The sequence below is a fragment of the Bacillus sp. FSL M8-0049 genome (genome assembly GCF_038593355.1).
GTDB lineage: Bacteria > Bacillota > Bacilli > Bacillales > Bacillaceae > Bacillus > Bacillus safensis.
In genome coordinates this window covers 3,394,789-3,414,088 of sequence record NZ_CP151986.1, presented here as the reverse complement: position 1 = coordinate 3,414,088, position 19,300 = coordinate 3,394,789, and the positions used below count along the sequence as shown (strand labels likewise).

22 protein-coding genes are annotated in these 19,300 nt (G+C 42.9%); 14 read left to right on the top strand and 8 right to left on the bottom strand.

Going from position 1 to position 19,300, the window contains the following annotated elements:
* The first annotated feature begins 11 nt into the window (after nucleotides 1-11).
* The 4 genes from NSU13_RS17645 (at nucleotide 12) to NSU13_RS17630 (ending at nucleotide 2,904) form a co-directional block, all read left to right on the top strand.
* Nucleotides 12-899 carry a LysR family transcriptional regulator gene (locus NSU13_RS17645; protein WP_039182411.1) on the top strand — a complete coding sequence of 296 codons (888 nt, stop codon included), beginning with the start codon at nucleotides 12-14 and terminating at the stop codon, nucleotides 897-899.
* Between the two features lie 17 nt (nucleotides 900-916).
* Nucleotides 917-1,741, top strand: coding sequence for a hydroxyethylthiazole kinase (gene thiM / locus NSU13_RS17640; RefSeq protein WP_342489682.1), 825 nt, complete (start codon nucleotides 917-919; stop codon nucleotides 1,739-1,741).
* Entirely contained in the window at nucleotides 1,728-2,396 is a 669-nt protein-coding gene (gene thiE, locus NSU13_RS17635) for a thiamine phosphate synthase (protein ID WP_081125038.1), read from the top strand. The genes thiM and thiE overlap by 14 nt, the downstream gene beginning before the upstream one ends.
* 133 nt (nucleotides 2,397-2,529) lie before the next feature.
* A complete protein-coding gene (locus NSU13_RS17630; RefSeq protein ID WP_034281317.1) occupies nucleotides 2,530-2,904 on the top strand; it encodes a nuclear transport factor 2 family protein in 375 nt (124 codons plus the stop codon).
* Between the two features lie 24 nt (nucleotides 2,905-2,928).
* Here NSU13_RS17630 and NSU13_RS17625 read toward each other — a convergent pair whose 3' ends face one another.
* The 6 genes from NSU13_RS17625 to NSU13_RS17600 all read right to left on the bottom strand — a co-directional run bounded on the left by NSU13_RS17625 (nucleotide 2,929) and on the right by NSU13_RS17600 (nucleotide 7,340).
* Nucleotides 2,929-3,267: a DUF4288 domain-containing protein gene (locus NSU13_RS17625; protein WP_046312819.1), complete on the bottom strand. Its 339-nt coding sequence runs from the start codon at nucleotides 3,265-3,267 to the stop codon at nucleotides 2,929-2,931.
* Between the two features lie 319 nt (nucleotides 3,268-3,586).
* Nucleotides 3,587-5,128 (bottom strand): cation acetate symporter, encoded by a 1,542-nt coding sequence (locus NSU13_RS17620; protein ID WP_342489681.1) that lies wholly within the window; start codon nucleotides 5,126-5,128, stop codon nucleotides 3,587-3,589.
* Entirely contained in the window at nucleotides 5,125-5,439 is a 315-nt protein-coding gene (locus NSU13_RS17615; protein WP_342489680.1) for a DUF485 domain-containing protein, read from the bottom strand. The genes NSU13_RS17620 and NSU13_RS17615 overlap by 4 nt, the downstream gene beginning before the upstream one ends.
* Nucleotides 5,440-5,546: 107 nt before the next feature.
* Entirely contained in the window at nucleotides 5,547-6,215 is a 669-nt protein-coding gene (locus NSU13_RS17610; protein WP_252049911.1) for a glycosyltransferase family protein, read from the bottom strand.
* Nucleotides 6,208-6,897 carry a class I SAM-dependent methyltransferase gene (locus NSU13_RS17605; protein ID WP_046312826.1) on the bottom strand — a complete coding sequence of 230 codons (690 nt, stop codon included), beginning with the start codon at nucleotides 6,895-6,897 and terminating at the stop codon, nucleotides 6,208-6,210. The genes NSU13_RS17610 and NSU13_RS17605 overlap by 8 nt, the downstream gene beginning before the upstream one ends.
* A gap of 302 nt (nucleotides 6,898-7,199) precedes the next feature.
* Nucleotides 7,200-7,340: an anti-repressor SinI family protein gene (locus NSU13_RS17600; protein ID WP_008345506.1), complete on the bottom strand. Its 141-nt coding sequence runs from the start codon at nucleotides 7,338-7,340 to the stop codon at nucleotides 7,200-7,202.
* A 455-nt stretch (nucleotides 7,341-7,795) separates the two neighbouring features.
* On the opposite strand from NSU13_RS17600, the gene NSU13_RS17595 reads away from it, so the two are divergent.
* The gene (locus NSU13_RS17595; RefSeq protein ID WP_012011676.1) at nucleotides 7,796-8,179 is read left to right on the top strand and encodes a GtrA family protein; all 384 of its coding nucleotides are present in this window, start codon (nucleotides 7,796-7,798) and stop codon (nucleotides 8,177-8,179) included.
* A gap of 26 nt (nucleotides 8,180-8,205) precedes the next feature.
* Entirely contained in the window at nucleotides 8,206-8,463 is a 258-nt protein-coding gene (locus NSU13_RS17590) for a hypothetical protein (RefSeq protein ID WP_034281308.1), read from the top strand.
* A 34-nt stretch (nucleotides 8,464-8,497) separates the two neighbouring features.
* Here the strand turns inward: NSU13_RS17590 and NSU13_RS17585 are convergent, their stop codons facing one another.
* On the bottom strand, nucleotides 8,498-9,343 hold the full coding sequence (locus NSU13_RS17585) for an AraC family transcriptional regulator (protein ID WP_024423841.1): 846 nt from the start codon (nucleotides 9,341-9,343) through the stop codon (nucleotides 8,498-8,500).
* Between the two features lie 175 nt (nucleotides 9,344-9,518).
* On the opposite strand from NSU13_RS17585, the gene NSU13_RS17580 reads away from it, so the two are divergent.
* The 8 genes from NSU13_RS17580 (at nucleotide 9,519) to qoxD (ending at nucleotide 18,796) form a co-directional block, all read left to right on the top strand.
* A complete protein-coding gene (locus NSU13_RS17580; protein WP_342489679.1) occupies nucleotides 9,519-10,703 on the top strand; it encodes a galactokinase in 1,185 nt (394 codons plus the stop codon).
* Complete coding sequence (galE, locus tag NSU13_RS17575) at nucleotides 10,703-11,695, top strand: UDP-glucose 4-epimerase GalE (RefSeq protein ID WP_342489678.1); 993 nt, start codon at nucleotides 10,703-10,705, stop codon at nucleotides 11,693-11,695. Before NSU13_RS17580 ends, galE begins: the two co-directional genes overlap by 1 nt.
* 35 nt (nucleotides 11,696-11,730) lie before the next feature.
* Nucleotides 11,731-13,242, top strand: a complete 1,512-nt coding sequence (galT, locus tag NSU13_RS17570) for a UDP-glucose--hexose-1-phosphate uridylyltransferase (protein ID WP_342489677.1) — start codon at nucleotides 11,731-11,733, stop codon at nucleotides 13,240-13,242.
* Nucleotides 13,243-13,254: 12 nt separating this feature from the next.
* On the top strand, nucleotides 13,255-14,337 hold the full coding sequence (locus NSU13_RS17565; RefSeq protein ID WP_342489676.1) for a M24 family metallopeptidase: 1,083 nt from the start codon (nucleotides 13,255-13,257) through the stop codon (nucleotides 14,335-14,337).
* Nucleotides 14,338-14,854: 517 nt separating this feature from the next.
* Nucleotides 14,855-15,811, top strand: coding sequence for a cytochrome aa3 quinol oxidase subunit II (qoxA, locus tag NSU13_RS17560; RefSeq protein ID WP_108909040.1), 957 nt, complete (start codon nucleotides 14,855-14,857; stop codon nucleotides 15,809-15,811).
* 27 nt (nucleotides 15,812-15,838) lie between these two features.
* A complete protein-coding gene (gene qoxB / locus NSU13_RS17555) occupies nucleotides 15,839-17,797 on the top strand; it encodes a cytochrome aa3 quinol oxidase subunit I (protein ID WP_024423835.1) in 1,959 nt (652 codons plus the stop codon).
* A complete protein-coding gene (qoxC, locus tag NSU13_RS17550; RefSeq protein ID WP_039182371.1) occupies nucleotides 17,797-18,414 on the top strand; it encodes a cytochrome aa3 quinol oxidase subunit III in 618 nt (205 codons plus the stop codon). The genes qoxB and qoxC overlap by 1 nt, the downstream gene beginning before the upstream one ends.
* Nucleotide 18,415: 1 nt before the next feature.
* Nucleotides 18,416-18,796, top strand: a complete 381-nt coding sequence (gene qoxD, locus NSU13_RS17545; RefSeq protein WP_012011667.1) for a cytochrome aa3 quinol oxidase subunit IV — start codon at nucleotides 18,416-18,418, stop codon at nucleotides 18,794-18,796.
* Between the two features lie 76 nt (nucleotides 18,797-18,872).
* Here qoxD and NSU13_RS17540 read toward each other — a convergent pair whose 3' ends face one another.
* Nucleotides 18,873-19,136, bottom strand: a complete 264-nt coding sequence (locus tag NSU13_RS17540; RefSeq protein WP_008345491.1) for a spore morphogenesis/germination protein YwcE — start codon at nucleotides 19,134-19,136, stop codon at nucleotides 18,873-18,875.
* Nucleotides 19,137-19,300 lie beyond the last annotated feature (164 nt).

Genomic DNA, 19,300 nt, shown 5'->3' with positions numbered 1-19,300 from the left:
GGGTGAAGCATGTGGACATCAGACATTTAACATATTTTTTAGAAGTGGCAAGGTTAAAGAGCTTCACGAAAGCATCGCAGTCTCTTTACGTATCGCAGCCGACCATTTCTAAGATGGTCAAAAACCTGGAGGATGAGCTGGGGGTGCAGTTGTTTTACCGAAATGGTCGGCAGGTTGAAATGACAGATGCTGGCCAAACCATGTATACACAGGCGAGTGAAATTACACAGTCATTTCAGAATTTAACGAGCGAATTAAATGATTTAATGAATGTGAAAAAAGGGCATATTCGAATCGGACTGCCGCCGATGATTGGGTCAAGTTTCTTCCCGAATGTCATGGGGGAATTCCGTCAGCAATATCCAGATGTTACATTTCAATTGGTCGAGCACGGCTCCATTAAAGTAGAGGAAGGGGTCGAGGATGGGTCGCTTGATATTGGTGTCATTGTTCTGCCTGCAAATGATAAAATTTTTCATACGTACACCATTATTAAAGAGAACATGAAGCTCGTGACGCATCCATCCCATCCGATGGCTGGTCGTGAGGAAGTACATTTAGCTGATTTAAGGGAAGAGTCTTTTATTTTCTTTAGAGAAGATTTTGTTCTGCACAGCCGGATTTTGAATGAGTGTATGAATGCGGGATTTCGGCCAAATGTCATTTATGAAACGTCTCAGTGGGATTTCATTAGTGAAATGGTAGCTGAAAACTTAGGGATTGGACTTCTGCCAGAACGAATCTGCCGTGATCTTGATCCTGAAAAGGTAAAGGTCATTTCCCTAAACCCGTCGATTCCGTGGCATTTAGGTGTCATTTGGCGAAAGGACCGCTATTTGTCGTTTGCGGCAAGAGAATGGTTAAAGCATACGAAATCCTATGTGTGGGATGCAGAGTAAAAGGGAGGACGATACGGATGAAAACAAGCTGCGCGTCTCATTTATTGGAGAAGGTTCGAGAAAAAAATCCACTCGTTCATAATATCACCAATCAAGTTGTGACGAATTTTACAGCGAATGGACTGCTTGCTTTAGGTGCTTCGCCGGTCATGGCAAACGCCAAAGAAGAAGTGGCTGAAATGGCGCAATTAGCGGATGCACTAGTGCTGAATATTGGCACATTAACTAAGGAAACGGTGGAAGCCATGATTCTCGCTGGACAAGCCGCCAATGAAAAAGGTGTACCTGTTTTGTTAGATCCTGTCGGCGTTGGTGCAACAACGTTTCGAACGAATGCTGCTCAACAGCTGTTAGAGAAAGTGAAAATCACCGTTGTCAGAGGAAATGCTGCTGAAGTGGCTCATTTACTTGGAGTGGATGGCTGGGAGTCAAAAGGCGTTGATGCGAAAGCAGCGAATGGAGATGTATCGGCATTAGCCAAACAAGCGTCCATTGCACTTCAGACAATAGTGGTAATCACAGGAAAAGTCGATGTGGTGTCAGATGGAGATGAGGTGCTGTCCATTCGTAATGGACATGAATGGCTCACGAAGGTGACGGGAACTGGCTGTTTGCTGACGTCTGTCATCGGAGCATTTTGTGCAGCGGGTGAACAGCCAATTCATGCGTCGGCAGCCGCATTGCTGTTTTATGGTGTCGCCGCTGAAAGGGCAGCTCTGCACGCAAAGGATAAAGGACCTGGAACCTTTCAAATGGAATTGTTAAACGCACTTTCGCACACAACCGGCGATGATGTGCTGACACTAGGGAAAATAGGGGGAGTTTCACATGACAAAGGCTGATCAACAGCAAATCAAACAGCAATTATCGGTTTATTTTATTTTGGGCACAGCGAATACAACGAGGCAGCCGCTTGATGTTGTGAAAGAGGCCATTCAAGGCGGAATCACCATGTTTCAATTTCGTGAAAAGGGTGAAAAAGCTTTGCAGAGTGATGAGAAGAAACAATTGGCTCGTCAAATCCAAGCGCTTTGCCAAGAAGCAAATGTTCCCTTTATTGTGAATGATGATGTACAGCTAGCGATTGATCTTGATGCAGATGGCGTTCATGTTGGACAGGAAGACACAAATGCAAAAGACGTCAGAGAAAGGATCGGGAATAAAATATTAGGCGTATCGACGCATAACCTAGATGAAGTAAAACAAGCCATGAAGGACGGAGCAGATTATGTCGGTATGGGCCCAGTCTATCCAACGGAAACGAAAAAGGATACACGCAGTGTCCAGGGGGTGTCTTTGATCACTGAAGTCCGCCGTCATGGCCTTCAGATTCCGATTGTAGGTATCGGAGGGATCACATACGATAACGCAGCACCAGTGATACAAGCTGGGGCAGACGGTATAAGCATCATTAGTGCTATTAGCCAGAGCACCGATCCAAAAAAAGCAGCAGAAGAGCTGAAATCACTTGTTGTAGCAGAAAAAGCATCTCTTTAATCTGAAGGAGACATGGATTAAATCAATTCATGTCTTTTCTTATGCCGGGTAAATTAGACAGGAGCTATACAATTGTGTACAATCATATAGTTCGATTATTTTCGAAATGACAGGTAAATAAAGGAGAATGAACATGGAAGTGCTCGATACGTATTTTCGCCGATACGATGAAGCAGGAAAAGGTCAGGAGCAGATGGATGAATTGCTGGCATTGTTTTCTGACGATGTCATGATTGTCTTAAATGGCGCCCAAAAGCCTGGGATCCAAGCGTTCACACAATTTTTGAATACATTTTTCCACGTACATGATGACATTAAGCATATGTGGGATGGGTGGAATAAAAGAGAAGATGGAAAGTATGAAACAAACTGGGCCGTTTGCGGAAAGCTTTCAGATGGCCGTGTCTATACAGCAGAAGGAATTGATATCGCAGAGCTGGACGACCAAGGGAAGATCGTTTATTTAGAAAACGTTCCGAAAAACCCAGAGTTATTCCAGCGCTATTAAAAAGCCGGCTGAGCAGCCGGCTTTTTATTTATCTAGAGAATATGCCTCAATGGCTTCTTGAACAGATGTTTCTTTATCAAAAATAAGGTGGCGGCTGTACACTTCACTCAAGTGCAGTGATTCTTGCTCTAAGTGATCTACAAGCTCAAAGATATCTAGGATGGCTGCTAAACTTATGTTAGTTTGTCCACCTTCTGCATTATCATAGGTTTCTTCTGGGAAGCCTTGTTTGATTATTTCCTTCACTTGACGTTGGTTTTTAGCTTTTACTAAGACAATTCGTTCTTCAAAGATTTTATCAGGTATACTGCTTGGTGATGAGATAGATTCGAATAATAATTTTGCAGAATAAATCCTTTGCATATGTCATCCCACTTCTTTCGTGTCGTTTTAAATAATTTCCAGTATGTGTATAACATGATAACATAGGAATGACATCTTGCAGAGAATACATCACTATAAATAGATTCATTACGGGGAGGGATAGGAATGAAGAGTGTGGTTGATAACAGGGGGGAAGTTCATGAAATTCTGTTAATCCTCATTACATGCTGCTCTCTAATCACGTTTAGAAGGGTTGCCAGATTAGAGAAGTATAAAAATAAGTTAAAAAGCCAATTTATACCTTACTGAGATTGAATAGAAGAACACAAGAAAAGCCGGCTGAGCAGCCGGCCTTTCCTTATGAATCAGTATCCATATGCATGCCTGTATGTGCCTTTACTTGAATTTCCGTAAAGGTGTCTTCATCTGCCTTTTCAGACGAGAATATCGTGCCTAAGTAAGCGGCAAGAAATCCGAGTGGAATCGAGATAATCCCAGGGTTCGACAGCGGGATGAGCGGATCTCCTGTGAAGATGGCTGCTCCCGATGGGTCCCAGACGCTTGGACTGAGCGAGACGATGATCAGTGCGCTCAGAAGGCCTGTTAAGCTTCCTGCGATGGCACCCGTAGAGTTAAATCGTTTCCAAAAAACAGTGAAGATAATCAAAGGTAAATTCGCACTCGCCGCCACTGCGAAGGCAAGAGACACAAGAAAAGCGACGTTTAAGGACTGGGCAAATAATGCAAGAACGATAGAGAGAATCGCCACGCCGATGGAAGCAAAGCGTGCCGCCTTCACCTGCTCCCGCTCACTCGCTTTTCCTTTGCGGATAATTTGACTATAAAAATCATGCGCAAAGGCAGACGCGGCGGATAGGACGAGACCCGTTACTACCGCCAAAATAGTCGCAAAGGCAATAGCGGAAACAAAGGCAAATAACAAATCTCCTCCAAGAGCTTGAGCGAGCAGTGGAGCGGCCATATTTCCTGCTGCATCTGCTGCTGTGATCGCTTCTGTTCCAACAAATGCAGCAGCGCCGAAGCCAAGGAAAACAGTCATTAAATAAAAGATCCCGATGATCCACGTAGCGGATAGAACAGATTTACGCGCAGAAATGGCATCTTTGACCGTATAAAACCGGATTAAAATGTGCGGCAAACCTGCTGTCCCAAGCACTAAAGCAAGGTTCAAAGACAGTGTCTCTAAAGGCACATCATATTTATTTCCCGGGTGAAGAAATGCCCCACCGAGCGGGGTCGCTGTTTTCATCTGTTCAAACATCTTCAGCAGACTAAAATCAAACTTTGCAAACACAAGCAGAGAAATAATTAACGTCCCAATCATGAGAAGCACAGCCTTTGTGATCTGTACCCAGCTGGTCGCAATCATGCCGCCAAACACGACATAAATGGTCATCAGGACACCCACGATCAGCACTGCGATCCAGTAATCAATGCCAAGAAGCAGCTTGATTAACGCACCTGCTCCAACAAGCTGTGCAATCATATAAAAAGTGGAGACTGTAATGGTATTAAAGGCGGCAACCCCTCGAATGGCAGGGCGCTTAAACCGTGCAGCGATCATATCGGCCATCGTATATTTCCCCAGATTTCGAAGCGGTTCAGCCACAACGTAAAGAACGACAAGGTACGCTACTAGAAAACCAATGCTATAGAAAAAGCCGTCAAACCCGTTTAACGCGATCATGCCAGCAATCCCTAAAAATGATGCAGCGGACATATAGTCTCCAGCAATGGCAAGGCCGTTTTGAAACCCAGTCAGACCTCCGCCTGCTGTGTAAAAATCACTCGCATTGCTAGTTTTTTTCGCAGCAAAATATGTGATGACCAAGGTGAGCCCTACGATCGCAACGAATAAAATAAAAGCGGTCATGCTCATTCGTCATCACCTCTTGATTCAGTTTTTAAAGCGCTTACATAATTGTCGAACTTAGCTGCTTTTTTCGCATAAAGTCCACATAAAACCCAGGTCATAACAAATTGTGTGAGGGCGAATAACCAAGCCCATGAGATCGCGCCAATTGCCGGCGTGTTCAAAAAGGTGAAGTAGGATGTAGCAACCGGAAGTGAAAAGTAAAAGAGAAAAAAGAAAATCGTCATCGGTACGATAAATCTGCGTTTTTCCTCAAGAAGTTTTCGAAAATCCTTTGAAGCGGCAACCTTCTTATAATGAACTTTTTTGTCTGCCATTGTTTCCTCCTTTGTACGAATTAGGGACAAGGTACTCCAATGCATATGAGACGATCTGGCTGTTTATGACAGTATATCATAAAAAAGGCACCCGAAAAGGGTGCTTTCTATCGATAATTTGCAAGAAATGTTTGTCTCGCTTTTTCATATGTTTCTGCGTCAAAATGATCTCCGCATTTGTGGATGCACCAAGGCTCTTCTTGCCTCACAATCCCAACCTCATAGCCCTGTTGCATGAATTCAAAGGATTGCGAGACATCATAAAAATGAAAGCCATCAAAGAGATCCTCACGCCACTTCACATCATACTGCGTCGCCAAGAAAAGACCATCAATGGCTGCAGCTTGGATATAATCTTGCGCTTCGGGCTGCTGACGGCCTCTTTCAAACGAAAGCAGCTGATAGGTGTCGTGACGATATTCAATGACTTTTCCCCTGCAATCAGAACTCTCCCACCAAATTCCATTGTCAGGCACGCTTTCTGCTCCAATCACTCCAACCATGCCAAGTGATGGGTTTTGTAAAAAAAGCGGGATGAGCTCAAGCAGCATATGCTGTTTGACAATCAAGGTATCCTGATGAAGATAAATTTTAAACTGAGCTGGATGAGTGATGGCTTCATTGTATGCAGAGGTCATACTTGATGCCTGTCTGATGGGTAAGACCTCCACATGGTATCCATGAGGAGCCGGAAGTGAAGCGAGCTGCCGGAAGCAAGCTTGAAACATCGATTCATCATTCACACATAAAACAAACAGAATCGTCGGATTACTCATGAAATGGAACCGCCTCGACCACATATTGATAGGCTGTAGCTGCCTCGTGAAAATCAGAACGAATGCCGTGTTTCATGAGTAATTCATGTAGATCATTCAACACGCTTGCATAGGAAGGATGCTGTACGCGAATGGCCTCGAATTCGCGAATGCGAAAACCCGCTGAATGAAAGAGTGCATGTATTTCGTGAAGTGTGAAGAAACGTAAATGTGTTTGATCCATTAACCCTGCATCTGTATAAGTAAATCTGCCGGCTAGTAATTCTAAAACCGTTGAAATGTGGCCGATATTTGGAATAGATGACAGGATGGCACCCTCTTTTTTTAGGAAGGGTTTCACCTTTTTTAAAACGGCCCAAGGGTCCAATAAATGCTCGAGGACGTCTCCGAAAATCATGCAGTCAAATTGTTCATGTTGATAAGGGAGAGCCAGCTGTTCAATATTTCCGCAGAGAACATGATCCAGCTCTTGTTTAGCCTCTTTTGCTGCATCTTCAAATGACTCAATGCCATAAATGGTCCGGCCCTTTTGTTTCAGGACTTTTCCAAGCTTGCCTGTGCCGCATCCGATATCCAACAAAGACGTCCATTCCGCGCGGATACGGCTGACGATGACCGGGTTTACCCCATGATAATACTGATCCTTTTTTTGGTGATAATACGAAAGGGAATCTGAACTCACGCTCTACCCACCTTTCTGCTTTCTCGTTGTTTTCATGCTTAATATATGGGTGGACAGCTTGGTTTTATAACGAGAGAAGGACAATTTTCATGAATGGCGGCTAAAAAGGGATCATATAAAGAACGGGAAACGGACTGTCCTCCTAATATAGAAAGACAGAACCCCATTGAGTGGAAGGGATTGGTATGGAGAGGTGTTCAATTATTGTAGCGTATCGTCATGAAAGGATTTTCAAAAGGTCAATTGACAGGTCAGAACTTATAGCCAAAGCAGTCTGAAAGACAAAGGATAACGGCGTTGATTTACGGTTTGTTTATCATCTTCTGATCACCGTTGGATGTTAAAAAAGCTTGTATTTCTTCGATGCCTAGTCCAATTTTTTTCGCTTCCTGAATCAAATAAACCCACTCTTCGTCAACTCTTCTTTTCACTTGCGTATCCATAATATCCTCCAGTTCAATAAGACATATTCACTGCAACCAATGACTTGAACAAACCGTCTAGTAACTGTACGTGTGGTTGAAAACAGCGCAAAATAAATTTTGTCGAAAAATGATGACATTTAACCTATTTTGTAAAATCTATCACCTACCACGTCCCTAAAAAAATGACTAAAAAACCCATAAATATTGAAATCTTACTTCTAATAATAAACAATTGTAAAGTCAGTTGAAAGATTATAAATTAAAATAATGATAAAGACCTAAAACATTTGACTCATATAAACCAATTGCGTTGACATTTGCCATCGAGTAGAACAAATTTCATCTTTTCAGGACATACATATTGTTCGTTTGGGAAGTTCTTCTCAAGATGGTATTCTAAAAGAAACAGAAACCACCAAGAAGGAATGAAGAAAGACATGTATAGCCTTTTTCAAAAGTATCAAGAAGTTGTCATGTATCTTGTGATGGGTGTGTGTACAACCATTGTCAATATCGTCAGCTTCTATTTATTCGTTGAGATGTTTTCCATGGATTACAAAACAGCTACGGTTGTTTCATGGGTATTTGCTGTTCTCTTTGCTTATATCACCAATAAGAAGTATGTCTTCAAGCAAAAGGCTCGTGACACAAAAAGCCTCATGCGTGAGCTTTCTTCATTTTTTAGTGTCCGTCTCATGTCTCTAGGTGTAGATCTGGGGCTGATGATTTTATTTGTGAGCCAAATGGCGCTCAATGAAACCGTCGCAAAAATTCTCGTCAACTTTGTGATTGTGGTGGTCAATTATGTCGCCAGTAAGTGGTTCGTCTTCAAGAAAACAAAAGAAGATGCGATTTAACACATAAAAAAGATAGGTGATGTGAAATGAGCAGCAGGCCAGACGACTTATATGATGCCATATATCAACAAACAGAAAAGCAGCATGAACAAGTGCTGAGGCTAGTCAAAGAAATGACCGCACATCCAGAAGCGTTTTCGGAACAAGAAAAGGAAAAGATCAACCGAATGGACATTGCGCTTCAAACGGCAACGGACATTTTAGAAAACTTAATGACCCCTGATACGCAAATGACGATTGTTTTAAAACAAGGAAGAATTCATGTTGATCTGTCAAAATCGTAAAAGAAGCAGCCAATGATAAAGCGGCTGCTTTTTATTATGCATCGCTTGTTTCCCGCAGTTGCTTTGGAGACATGCCGATTTTCTTTCGAAAGACTTTATTCAAGTAATTCGCATTTCGGTAGCCGCACTGTATGGCGATTTCTTCAATTGAGTATTTCGTTGTTTTTAATAATGTTTCCGCCTTCTCTAACCGGATATTGGTTAAGTAGTGAATAGGTGTGAAGCCAGTGGCCTTTTTGAATTCCCTCGTAAAATGACTTTTGGATAAACGTGCCGCAGCTGCCATATCGTCTGGGCCAATTTCCTCGTGAAAATGATGGCTGGCAAACAAGGCCGCTTGGACGATGGGCTCAGGCCATTTTTCCATTTGTCCCTCAAGCTTTGGCAAATATGAATACAGTTCCATGACAAATTGATAAGCAAGGCTAGACCCCTCAAATGGATTGGTAATCCGTCTTTCACTGGCTTCATCATAAATTTTCTTCAGCAGGCGGATCGGTTTAGAATGAGGATGAAAACGCATGACCTGCTTTCCTTGATCTATAAATTGGTCAAAGCAAAGATCACAGGCTTCCCCATAAAGCGTCAAATAGAGAAATTCCCAATGCTCACTGTCCTCTGGAAAATAATATTGATAGGCACTTGGACTTTTCACAAGAAAGGCCTGCCCTGGCAAGACTTTGAACCGCTTCTGTCCGATTTCTATCATGCCGTGTCCAGACAGTGTGAGCTGAAAGATGCACTTGCCCTGATCCTTCCGCTCCACGCCATTCCAGCTGTATAACGAAGATGATTGAACCTCCCAGCCAACAGACCATATTTGTGCCGGCAATGTAACATCAGAATGGTGAAAACGAAATGCAAATGCTTCCTTCTTCAAATTGGAAAACCTCCTTCACAGCAAAAAACAACCTTTTTCTATTTTGAATCATGTTACACCTCATATCACATCGTACCATTCACAGCAAAAAAAGGGTATTTTTTAACGATTTTTTTACCATTGAACTTACGCAGTTCAGGCAACTAAAATAAGAGTATCAGATGAGAAAAGGGGAATGGATATGATCGATATGTTACGCACGGCATTTCACCAGCAATTTGGGGATAGAGAAGAACTTCGCTATTTTTTTGCCCCGGGAAGAGTGAACTTGATTGGTGAACATACAGATTACAATGGAGGTCATGTATTCCCTTGTGCGCTCACTCTCGGTACATATGCAGCATGTGCAAAGCGGTCAGATGGCCGCGTGAGAATGTATTCCTTGAACTTTGATGGCGATGGTGTGAAAGAATTCGACCTTTTTGAAATCGCTTACTTGGAGTCGGACGGCTGGGCAAATTATCCGAAGGGCGTGTTCCATCAGTTTATCGAAGCAGGAATGAAGATAGAAGAAGGCTTTGACATTGTATACGGCGGCAATATTCCCAATGGCGCAGGCCTGTCTTCCTCTGCCTCCATCGAGCTTGTCACCGCCGTCTGCATCAATGAATGGCATTCATTCGGCGTTTCAAATGCCCGTCTTGCCCTCCTTTCGCAGCGTGCAGAAAATGAATTTATTGGCGTCAATTGCGGCATCATGGATCAGTTTTCAATTGCTCTTGGAAAAGAAGATCACGCCATTTTGCTCAATTGCGATACCCTTGATTTTCAATACAGTCCGTTTCGGCAAGAGGGGCTGGCGCTTGTCATTGCCAATACAAACAAAAAGCGGACACTGGCAGATTCCAAATACAATGAACGCAGGTCAGAGTGTCAATCAGCTTTAAACGATTTACGAGAAGAAATCGGCCTTGCCCACTTATGTGAGCTCACGGCAGATGAATTTGCCGAACATGCCCATTTGATTCAGGATGAAACATGCCGCAAACGTGCAAGACACGTGGTGACAGAAAACGAACGGACCATAAAAGCAGTCAAATTTCTGAAAGATGATAAAATGGAAGAAATAGGTGCGCTTATGAAGGCTTCTCATCTCTCTTTAAAGAATGATTATGAAGTGACTGGATTTGAACTGGATACTCTGGCAGAAGCCGCTTGGCTCCATCCTGGAACAATTGGCTCCCGTATGACGGGCGCGGGTTTTGGTGGCTGCACGATCAGTATTGTGAAAGAAAAGCAGCTGGCATCGTTTATAGAAGAAACGGGAGCGATTTATCAAGAGAAGACGGGCATTCAAGCCTCTTTTTACACAGCTGGAATTGGAGGCGGCGCAAGAGAACTCAAGAAGGAGGAAGTGTAATGACAATTTTAGTGTGCGGGGGAGCAGGGTATATTGGCAGTCATGCGGTAGCGGCTCTTTTAGCGAAAGGTGAACAAGTGGTGGTAGTGGATAATTTGCAGACAGGGCACAAAGAAGCCGTTTTGGAGGGAGCTGTTTTAGAAGAGGGAGATTTACGAGATCAAGATTTTTTAAGACAGGTTTTCAAAACGCATCAAATAGAAGCGGTGATGCACTTTGCCGCAGATTCACTTGTCGGCGAGAGTGTAACAGACCCGCTAAAGTACTATGACAACAACGTTGGAGGAGCGACAGCCTTACTTCAGGTGATGAATGAATTTGATGTGAAACACCTCGTTTTCTCTTCAACCGCTGCCGCATATGGTGAACCAAAGCGAGTGCCGATCGTTGAAACGGATGAGACGAATCCAACCAATCCTTATGGAGAAACGAAACTAGCGATTGAAAAAATGCTGAAGTGGTCTGAGCAGGCATATGGAATAGAATACGTCGTGCTTCGCTACTTTAATGTAGCTGGCGCTCATACAGAAGGACTTGTCGGAGAGGATCATCAGCCTGAGACACATCTCATTCCGATTATTCTGCAAGTGGCTTTAGGAAAACGAGATCAGATCATGATTTACGGTGATGATTATGAGACAGAGGATGGCACGTGTATTAGGGATTACATTCATGTCATGGATTTAGTAGACGCGCACATCTTAGCTGTTGATCGTCTGCGCGCTGGAAAAGGAAGTGCAACATACAACTTAGGGAATGGCACTGGTTTCTCCGTGAAGCAGGTAGTAGATGCTGTTAGAAACGTTACGGGGCATGCGATCCCAGCACAGGTCGCTGACAGACGCGCGGGAGATCCAGCAAAGCTGATTGCTTCTTCTGAAAAAGCGCTGCAAGAATTAGGGTGGACACCTCAATATGCTGACCTTCACACCATCATTCAAAATGCGTGGGATTGGTTTCAGAAGCATCCAGACGGCTACCAGAGTAAATAACGCATAACAGGCAGGCAAGAGAGGGGACAGAGAGAATGGCGGTTGATATTTTTGAAAAACTGGAACAGCTGATTCAATACGGGATCAATCAAGAGCTGATCACACGACTAGATATGGATTATACGAGAAATCGGCTGCTTGAGGTGCTTAGGCTGGGTGAAGCTGAGCCAAGAACAGTCTCAGGGGAGGCGGAGCTTGAAGACATCTTAATGCCGATGCTGGATTGGGCAGTTGAGACTGGCCTTATCCCTGAGGGGACGGATACGTATCGCGATTTACTAGATGCGAAAATCATGGGATGCTTGGTGGCGCCTCCAAGTGTCATCTACGCAAAGTTTGAAGAGAAGCGCCAGCATGAAGGGCCAGAGGCTGCTACAAGCTGGTTCTATGAAATGCAGCAGCACGCACACTATATTCATACAGGCAGAATCGCCAAAAATGTGCAGTGGTTTACACCAACAGATGATGGCGTGCTGGAGATCACAATCAATCTATCAAAGCCGGAAAAGGACCCAAAAGCAATCGCTGAAGCCAAAAAGCTTAGTCAAAAACAATATCCTCTTTGTCTCCTTTGTAAAGAAAACGTTGGGTTTGGGGGGCGCATCAACCATCCAGCGAGACAGAATCACCGGATCATTCCTGTGACACTCACAGATGAATCTTGGTTTCTACAATTTTCACCTTATGTGTATTACAACGAGCACTGCATTGTGTTCAAAGGCGAACATGAGCCGATGAGCATCACCAAAAAGACCTTTGAACGATTGCTTTCTTTCATATATATATACCCGCACTATTTCATCGGGTCGAACGCCGACCTTCCGATTGTCGGGGGCAGTATATTAAGTCATGACCATTTTCAGGGCGGTGCGCATGAATTTCCGATGGCGAAAGCGGAGGTGGAAGAGGTCTTTTCTCTGAATGCCTTTCCGAATGTGAGGGCTGGCATTGTGAAATGGCCGATGTCTGTCATCCGCCTTCGAAGCAGCGACCGGCAGAAGCTTGCAGACGCTGCAGACTTTATCTTAAACGAGTGGAAAATGTATTCAGATGAAGAAGTGGAGCTGCTAGCTCATACAGGAGAGACGCCGCATAATACCATTACACCAATTGCACGCCGCCATGGAGATGACTATGAATTAGATCTAGTGCTGCGCAATAATCGTACAAACAAGCGGCACCCGGATGGAATTTTCCACCCGCACGAAGAAGTCCATCATATTAAAAAAGAGAATATCGGATTAATTGAAGTGATGGGTCTTGCAGTTCTTCCTGGTAGATTAGCAGAGGAATTAAGTCAATTAAAAGAAGCGCTGTTATCCAAAAACCCCCTTGAAGAAATCAAAGCCCGCCCTGCTATCACGAAACACGAAACATGGGCAGAGCGTCTGCTTGAAGAGAATACCTTTACAGAGGACAATACAGAAGCTATTTTACAAAAAGAAGTCGGTATGATTTTTTCTCGTATTCTCTCACAGGCGGGTGTGTTTAAAAGAACAGAGCAAGGGAAAACAGCTTTTAAACGTTTCATTCATACACTCATATAGGCAGGTGATTAGATGATTGAACAAGTAAGAACATTAATGGAAGAAAAACAGCTCGACGGTGTCTTGATTCAAAAGCGTAATAACTTCTCCTGGCTGACAGGAGGGAGAAGAAATCACATCGTGTTAAATACACCAGAGGGCGTGTGCAAGCTGCTTGTGTTAAAAGACGACATCGTCCTCATAGTGAATCAAATGGAAGAAAAGCGGATCATTGAAGAAGAGATGGCGTATATCGATCACCCCTTTCAAGTGGTGACGATGGATTGGTTTGAGGATGATACGGCACACATTCAAACACTCACAAAAGACAAACGGATCGGGTCAGACATTCAAATGGATGGATTCGAATGGATCGAGCCGGATTTGTCGCAAGTTCGATCCATTCTTTCTGCATCACAGCTCCGCCAATATGAAACGCTTTGTCATGAAACAGCGGTCATTGTAGAGAGTGTTTGTAAAGAAATCGTTCCAGGACAGACGGAGTACGAAATCGCTTCGCTTGCGGCTCAAAAAGCGATCGCGCAGGGAATGACGATTGAAGTGCTGCTTGTAGCAACAGATGACCGGATTCATCAATACCGTCATCCAATTCCGACAGACAAAAAACTTCAAAAGCATGCGCTTGTTGTTCTTTGCGCTGAACGGCATGGACTCGTGGCGAATGTCACAAGGTCTGTTTACTTCGGTCAGCTTCCAAAGGAGCTTGAAGAGAACAAAGAGCGGCTTGCACGAATTGACACGGTCATGAATGCTGCCACGCGCCCTGGTAAGACATTGGGAGATGTATTGAAAGCAGGTATTGCTCAGTATGAAAAAGAGGGCTTCCCTGATAGCTGGAAAAAGCTTCATCAAGGGGGGAAAACGGGCTTTGTATCTAGAGAAATCATTGCAGTTCCCTCATCGAAGGAAGAAATTCAGCTGCATCAAGTCTTTACTTGGAATCCTTCATTGCCTGGATTGAAATCAGAGGATACGATGGTCGTAGAGAAAGAGGGGAACCGCTTTTTAACCTATACAGGCAAGTGGACATACATTGATGTTGAACATGAAGAAGACATCTATAGGCGCCCTGACATTTTAGTAAGAGATGAATAATTGCAGAATGCCGGCGCTGAGCCGGTTTTTTGCTGGAAGTCATTTAGCGGGATTCCACATATTCATCATAATTGCCAATTCTTAACGCGCATAGTCAGAGGATCGATACTTTCTTTTCTTGTCAACTTGCGTTAAAATAAGTAAGGTTTTTGTTAAATGTGGGGATACCTATTTTGAAATTGTTTACCTAGATAAAATTTCATTAAGTTAAATTGAAATTTGACCAAACTTTTTTATTGTGGTAAACCTAAATTTGACAAAGTTCTTGATTGTTTGTCCTTTGCCTTCAACTCTCAACTTTTCAAAATCCTAGAAATTTATTGTGTGTGCAATAATATAAATTTATGTCGAATTTATGACATTTTAAAAGAAATCTGTTGAAAAATAAATGAACTTTTGAAAAAAGGGAAGCTAACTCTAACAGATTTTGATAGCATTACAAAGGGAAGAAAAGTTTTCGAAGGCAGATGGCTTTTCACAATTATTCAGCAATTTATACATTATTTAAGGAAGGATGGTGATCTTCTTGTTCAGAGCCATTAAACCTATGCTTTTATTAGCGATGCTCGTGAGTGTTTTTGTATTAGGAGGTTGCAGCAATATCGCTGTTTTAGATCCTAAAGGACCAGTCGCAGCACAACAAAAAGACTTAATCCTTTTATCTATCGGATTCATGCTCTTTATCGTTGGTGCGGTATTTGTACTGTTTACCATCATTTTGGTTAAATACCGTGAGCGTAAGGACGTTGGAAACGCCTCTTATAACCCAGAAATACACGGGAATACGCTTCTAGAAGTTGTCTGGACAGTGATCCCAATATTAATCGTTGCTGCTCTTTCGATTCCAACTGTAAAAACAATTTACTCTTTGGAAGAGGCACCTCAAGCAACAAGCCATAAAGATCCACTTGTCGTTTATGCGACAGCTGTTGATTGGAAATGGATTTTCAGCTATCCAGAGGAAAATATTGAGACAGTGAACTACTTAAACATTCCAAAAGATCAGCCGATTTTATTCAAAATCACTTCCGCTGATACAATGGCATCACTATGGATTCCTCAGCTAGGCGGGGAGAAGTATGCGATGGCTGGAATGGAAATGGAACAATATCTTCAAGCTGATGAAGTAGGCACATACCAAGGAAGAAACGCCAACTTCACAGGCGAGGGCTTTGCTCAGCAAAAATTCAAAGTCAATGCGATGACGCAGTCTGACTATGATAAATGGGTAAACAAAACGAAGAAAGAAGCACCGAAGTTAACGAAGAAAACGTATGACTACTTGATGCTTCCTGATGCTGCAGATGTGCAGACATTCTCATCAACACATTTATCCTTTGCGAAGCATGGAGAGGATTCTGAATACGCACTCCAAGCACGCAAACGTTTAGGTTACCAATCAGTTTCTCCGCATTCCAAAACAGATCCTTTCGAGAATGTGAAGAACTATAAAAGAAAACTAGATAATGAATAAACTGACTAAGGAAAGGAGGAGGCCGTTATGCATTTAAAATGGGATGAGTTTTTTGTAACTGGAGACCCATTAATTCTTGGTGCGCAAATTTCTATCGCTCTTACCTCCATTGCCATCGTGTTTGTTTTAACCTACTTTAAAAAGTGGAAATGGCTCTGGAAAGAATGGCTGACATCAGTTGATCATAAAAAGCTTGGAATCATGTATATCCTTGCTGCTGTGATTATGTTCTTCCGCGGTGGGGTAGACGGACTGATGATGCGCGCGCAGCTGGCGCTTCCTAATAATACGTTTTTAGATTCAAACCACTATAATGAAATCTTTACAACGCATGGTACGATCATGATTCTATTCATGGCGATGCCATTTTTAATTGGTTTAATCAACGTCGTTGTTCCTCTTCAAATTGGTGCACGTGACGTTGCATTCCCTTATCTGAACAACCTTAGCTTCTGGACATTCATGGTCGGAGCAATGCTGTTCAACATTTCCTTCGTTATTGGAGGATCACCAAGTGCAGGCTGGACGAGTTACATGCCGCTCGCCGGAAATGATTTCTCACCAGGACCTGGACAGAACTACTACTTGCTCGGGCTCCAAATTGCAGGTATTGGTACACTTATGACAGGTATTAACTTCATGGTGACCATCTTAAAAATGCGTACAAAAGGTATGACACTTATGCGTATGCCAATGTTTACATGGACAACATTGATTACGTCTGTCATCATCGTTTTTGCATTCCCTGTACTAACAGTTGCTTTAGCACTTATGACATTTGATCGTTTATTCGGTTCTGCATTCTTTACACTCGAAGCAGGCGGTATGCCGATGCTTTGGGCGAACCTTTTCTGGATTTGGGGACATCCTGAGGTATATATTGTTATCCTGCCGGCTTTCGGTATTTTCTCAGAAATTTTTGCGACGTTCTCAAGAAAGCAGTTGTTTGGTTACAAAGCGATGGTTGTATCAATTGTGGCAATCTCTGTTCTTAGTTTCCTTGTGTGGGTTCACCACTTCTTTACAATGGGGAACAGTGCAGCGGTTAACTCATTCTTCTCGATTACAACAATGGCGATTTCTGTACCAACAGGTGTGAAAATCTTTAACTGGCTCTTTACGATGTATCGAGGCCGTATCAGCTTTACATCACCAATGCTTTGGGCACTTGGTTTCATCCCAAACTTCGTAATCGGTGGTGTAACTGGGGTTATGCTTGCGATGGCAGCTGCGGATTACCAGTACCATAACACGTACTTCCTTGTATCCCACTTCCACTATGTATTAATCGCAGGTACTGTATTTGCTTGTTTTGCTGGTCTTGTTTTCTGGTATCCAAAAATGTTTGGTTACAAGTTAAACGAAAGAATCGGCAAATGGTTCTTCTGGGTATTCATGATCGGATTTAACATCTGTTTCTTCCCGCAGTACTTCCTAGGACTGCAAGGAATGCCAAGACGTATCTATACGTATGGACCAGAAGATGGCTGGACTGCACTAAACTTTATTTCAACAATTGGTGCATTTATGATGGGTATCGGATTCATCATCCTTTGCTACAACATTTACTACAGCTGGAGACATTCAAAACGTGAAGTGTCTGGAGACAGCTGGGGAGAAGGACGTACACTTGACTGGGCGACATCTTCTGCAATTCCGCCGCATTATAACTTTGCAGCACTTCCAGAAGTGACAACACCAGATGCATTCCATCATTGGAAGCAAAACAATGTGGACGTTCATCCTGAAAAAGAATTCAAGAAAATTCACATGCCGCACAATTCAGGCAGACCGCTGATCATGTCTGCATTCTTTGGACTTGGTGCATTCGGTCTTGTATTTGAATGGTACTGGATTGGCGTTATTGGCTTAATCGGTGTATTCGCAACGATGATTTTACGTTCATTCGAATATGACGATGGCTACTATATTCCTGTTGAAGAAGTCATTGAAACAGAGAAAAAGAATAAGGAGGCGCAGAAGTAATGGGACATAATGATAGCAGCTATGCAAATGCACCGCTTGAATATCGCTCTGAAACCGGACGTTTAAACATCCTTGGTTTCTGGATATTCCTTGGCGCGGAAATCGTGTTATTCTCAACACTTTTTGCGACCTACTTTGTTCTACATGGCAGAACAGCTGGCGGCGTTTTACCAGCTGAGCTGTTTGATATGAAGCTTGTATTGATCATGACATTCCTGCTATTGGTTAGTTCATTTACATGCGGGATTGCTGTTCATGAAATGCGCCGTGGAAGTACAAAAGGGGTTGTCATTTGGACGATTCTCACACTGCTTCTAGGTGCAGGCTTCGTTGGATTCGAGATTTTTGAGTTCTTCCATTATGTACATGAGGGTGCGAGCATCCATACAAGTGCGTACTGGTCTGCATTCTTTGTACTCTTAGGAACTCACGGACTACACGTATCGATCGGTATCTTCTGGATTACCGGAATCTTGTTCCAAATTAAAAAACGTGGATTAACTCCACAAACAGCAGCGAAGATTTTCATCTCAAGTCTATACTGGCATTTCCTTGATGTTGTATGGATTTTCATCTTCACAGCTGTTTACTTGATCGGATTAGGGGGGCTTTTGTGATATGGCTGGAAAAACACATTCCTCAGCAGAGCACGAACACTTCCCTTGGAAACACGTAGTTGGCTTTATCCTATCCATTGTGCTGACAGTCTTAGCATTCTGGATTGCGATTGGAGCTGAAATTGGCAGTTCCGCAAAACTATGGATTATCTTTGGTTTTGCGTTCATTCAAGCATTCTTGCAGCTGTTCATGTTTATGCACATGACAGAGAGTGAAAACGGAACTGTTCAAGTCGGAAATACTTTGTTTGGTCTGTTCTGTGCGATTATCTTCGTCATCGGATCTGTTTGGATCTTTGCGGCTCACTACAGCCACGGAGAGAACAGTAAAGACGGTTATTCACCGTCTGCGCCAAAGCAGTCTGAGCATTCAGAGAAATAATAAAAAAACCACTCATCTCTTGAAGGTGAGTGGTTTTTATCATGATGGTGATAACGCTTCCAATAGTTGGGCGATACTATCTGCTGCTGAATCTTTTGCGAATGAATGGAAGTCCGTAGATGAGGAACGCTGCAATGTGAGCCAAAATCACGTTAATGGCAAAGAATGCGATCATGAAGGTATGTCCTGCTGGAGATAAACTGCTTGTCATGTAAAGACCAAAGAAAATCCACATAATCATAATGGGTGGAATAGATGCTAATGCAATCTTTCTGTTTTCCAGCCATAAAAACAGGGGTGTAGCCGTTGCTATACATAGGTACGCAAAGAACATATCCATCGTATCCAACTCCTTTGTAAGTTGATGTTCAAATCAAATGAGAGGTCAGGATGCAATTGTGTCTGTTTTTAGGAGATATTGTGAACATTTTGTTACAAGTATTATACCACAATTGACTTTGAAGTAAACGTAATAATTGGAAAATGGGACTTATTCCATACAAA

Bases quoted from the DNA above. Each gene is read 5' to 3' on its own strand.
- NSU13_RS17620 (WP_342489681.1), bottom strand. From the start codon at position 5,128: ATGAGCATGACCGCTTTTATTTTATTCGTTGCGATCGTAGGGCTCACC.
- galT (WP_342489677.1), top strand. From the start codon at position 11,731: ATGGCGGTTGATATTTTTGAAAAACTGGAACAGCTGATTCAATACGGG.
- NSU13_RS17540 (WP_008345491.1), bottom strand. From the start codon at position 19,136: ATGGATATGTTCTTTGCGTACCTATGTATAGCAACGGCTACACCCCTG.
- galE (WP_342489678.1), top strand. From the start codon at position 10,703: ATGACAATTTTAGTGTGCGGGGGAGCAGGGTATATTGGCAGTCATGCG.
- NSU13_RS17595 (WP_012011676.1), top strand. From the start codon at position 7,796: ATGTATCTTGTGATGGGTGTGTGTACAACCATTGTCAATATCGTCAGC.
- qoxB (WP_024423835.1), top strand. From the start codon at position 15,839: ATGCATTTAAAATGGGATGAGTTTTTTGTAACTGGAGACCCATTAATT.
- NSU13_RS17610 (WP_252049911.1), bottom strand. From the start codon at position 6,215: ATGAGTAATCCGACGATTCTGTTTGTTTTATGTGTGAATGATGAATCG.
- NSU13_RS17565 (WP_342489676.1), top strand. From the start codon at position 13,255: ATGATTGAACAAGTAAGAACATTAATGGAAGAAAAACAGCTCGACGGT.
- NSU13_RS17630 (WP_034281317.1), top strand. From the start codon at position 2,530: ATGGAAGTGCTCGATACGTATTTTCGCCGATACGATGAAGCAGGAAAA.
- NSU13_RS17590 (WP_034281308.1), top strand. From the start codon at position 8,206: ATGAGCAGCAGGCCAGACGACTTATATGATGCCATATATCAACAAACA.
- qoxD (WP_012011667.1), top strand. From the start codon at position 18,416: ATGGCTGGAAAAACACATTCCTCAGCAGAGCACGAACACTTCCCTTGG.
- NSU13_RS17580 (WP_342489679.1), top strand. From the start codon at position 9,519: ATGGATATGATCGATATGTTACGCACGGCATTTCACCAGCAATTTGGG.
- NSU13_RS17615 (WP_342489680.1), bottom strand. From the start codon at position 5,439: ATGGCAGACAAAAAAGTTCATTATAAGAAGGTTGCCGCTTCAAAGGAT.
- qoxC (WP_039182371.1), top strand. From the start codon at position 17,797: ATGGGACATAATGATAGCAGCTATGCAAATGCACCGCTTGAATATCGC.
- NSU13_RS17625 (WP_046312819.1), bottom strand. From the start codon at position 3,267: ATGCAAAGGATTTATTCTGCAAAATTATTATTCGAATCTATCTCATCA.
- thiM (WP_342489682.1), top strand. From the start codon at position 917: ATGAAAACAAGCTGCGCGTCTCATTTATTGGAGAAGGTTCGAGAAAAA.
- thiE (WP_081125038.1), top strand. From the start codon at position 1,728: ATGACAAAGGCTGATCAACAGCAAATCAAACAGCAATTATCGGTTTAT.
- NSU13_RS17600 (WP_008345506.1), bottom strand. From the start codon at position 7,340: ATGGATACGCAAGTGAAAAGAAGAGTTGACGAAGAGTGGGTTTATTTG.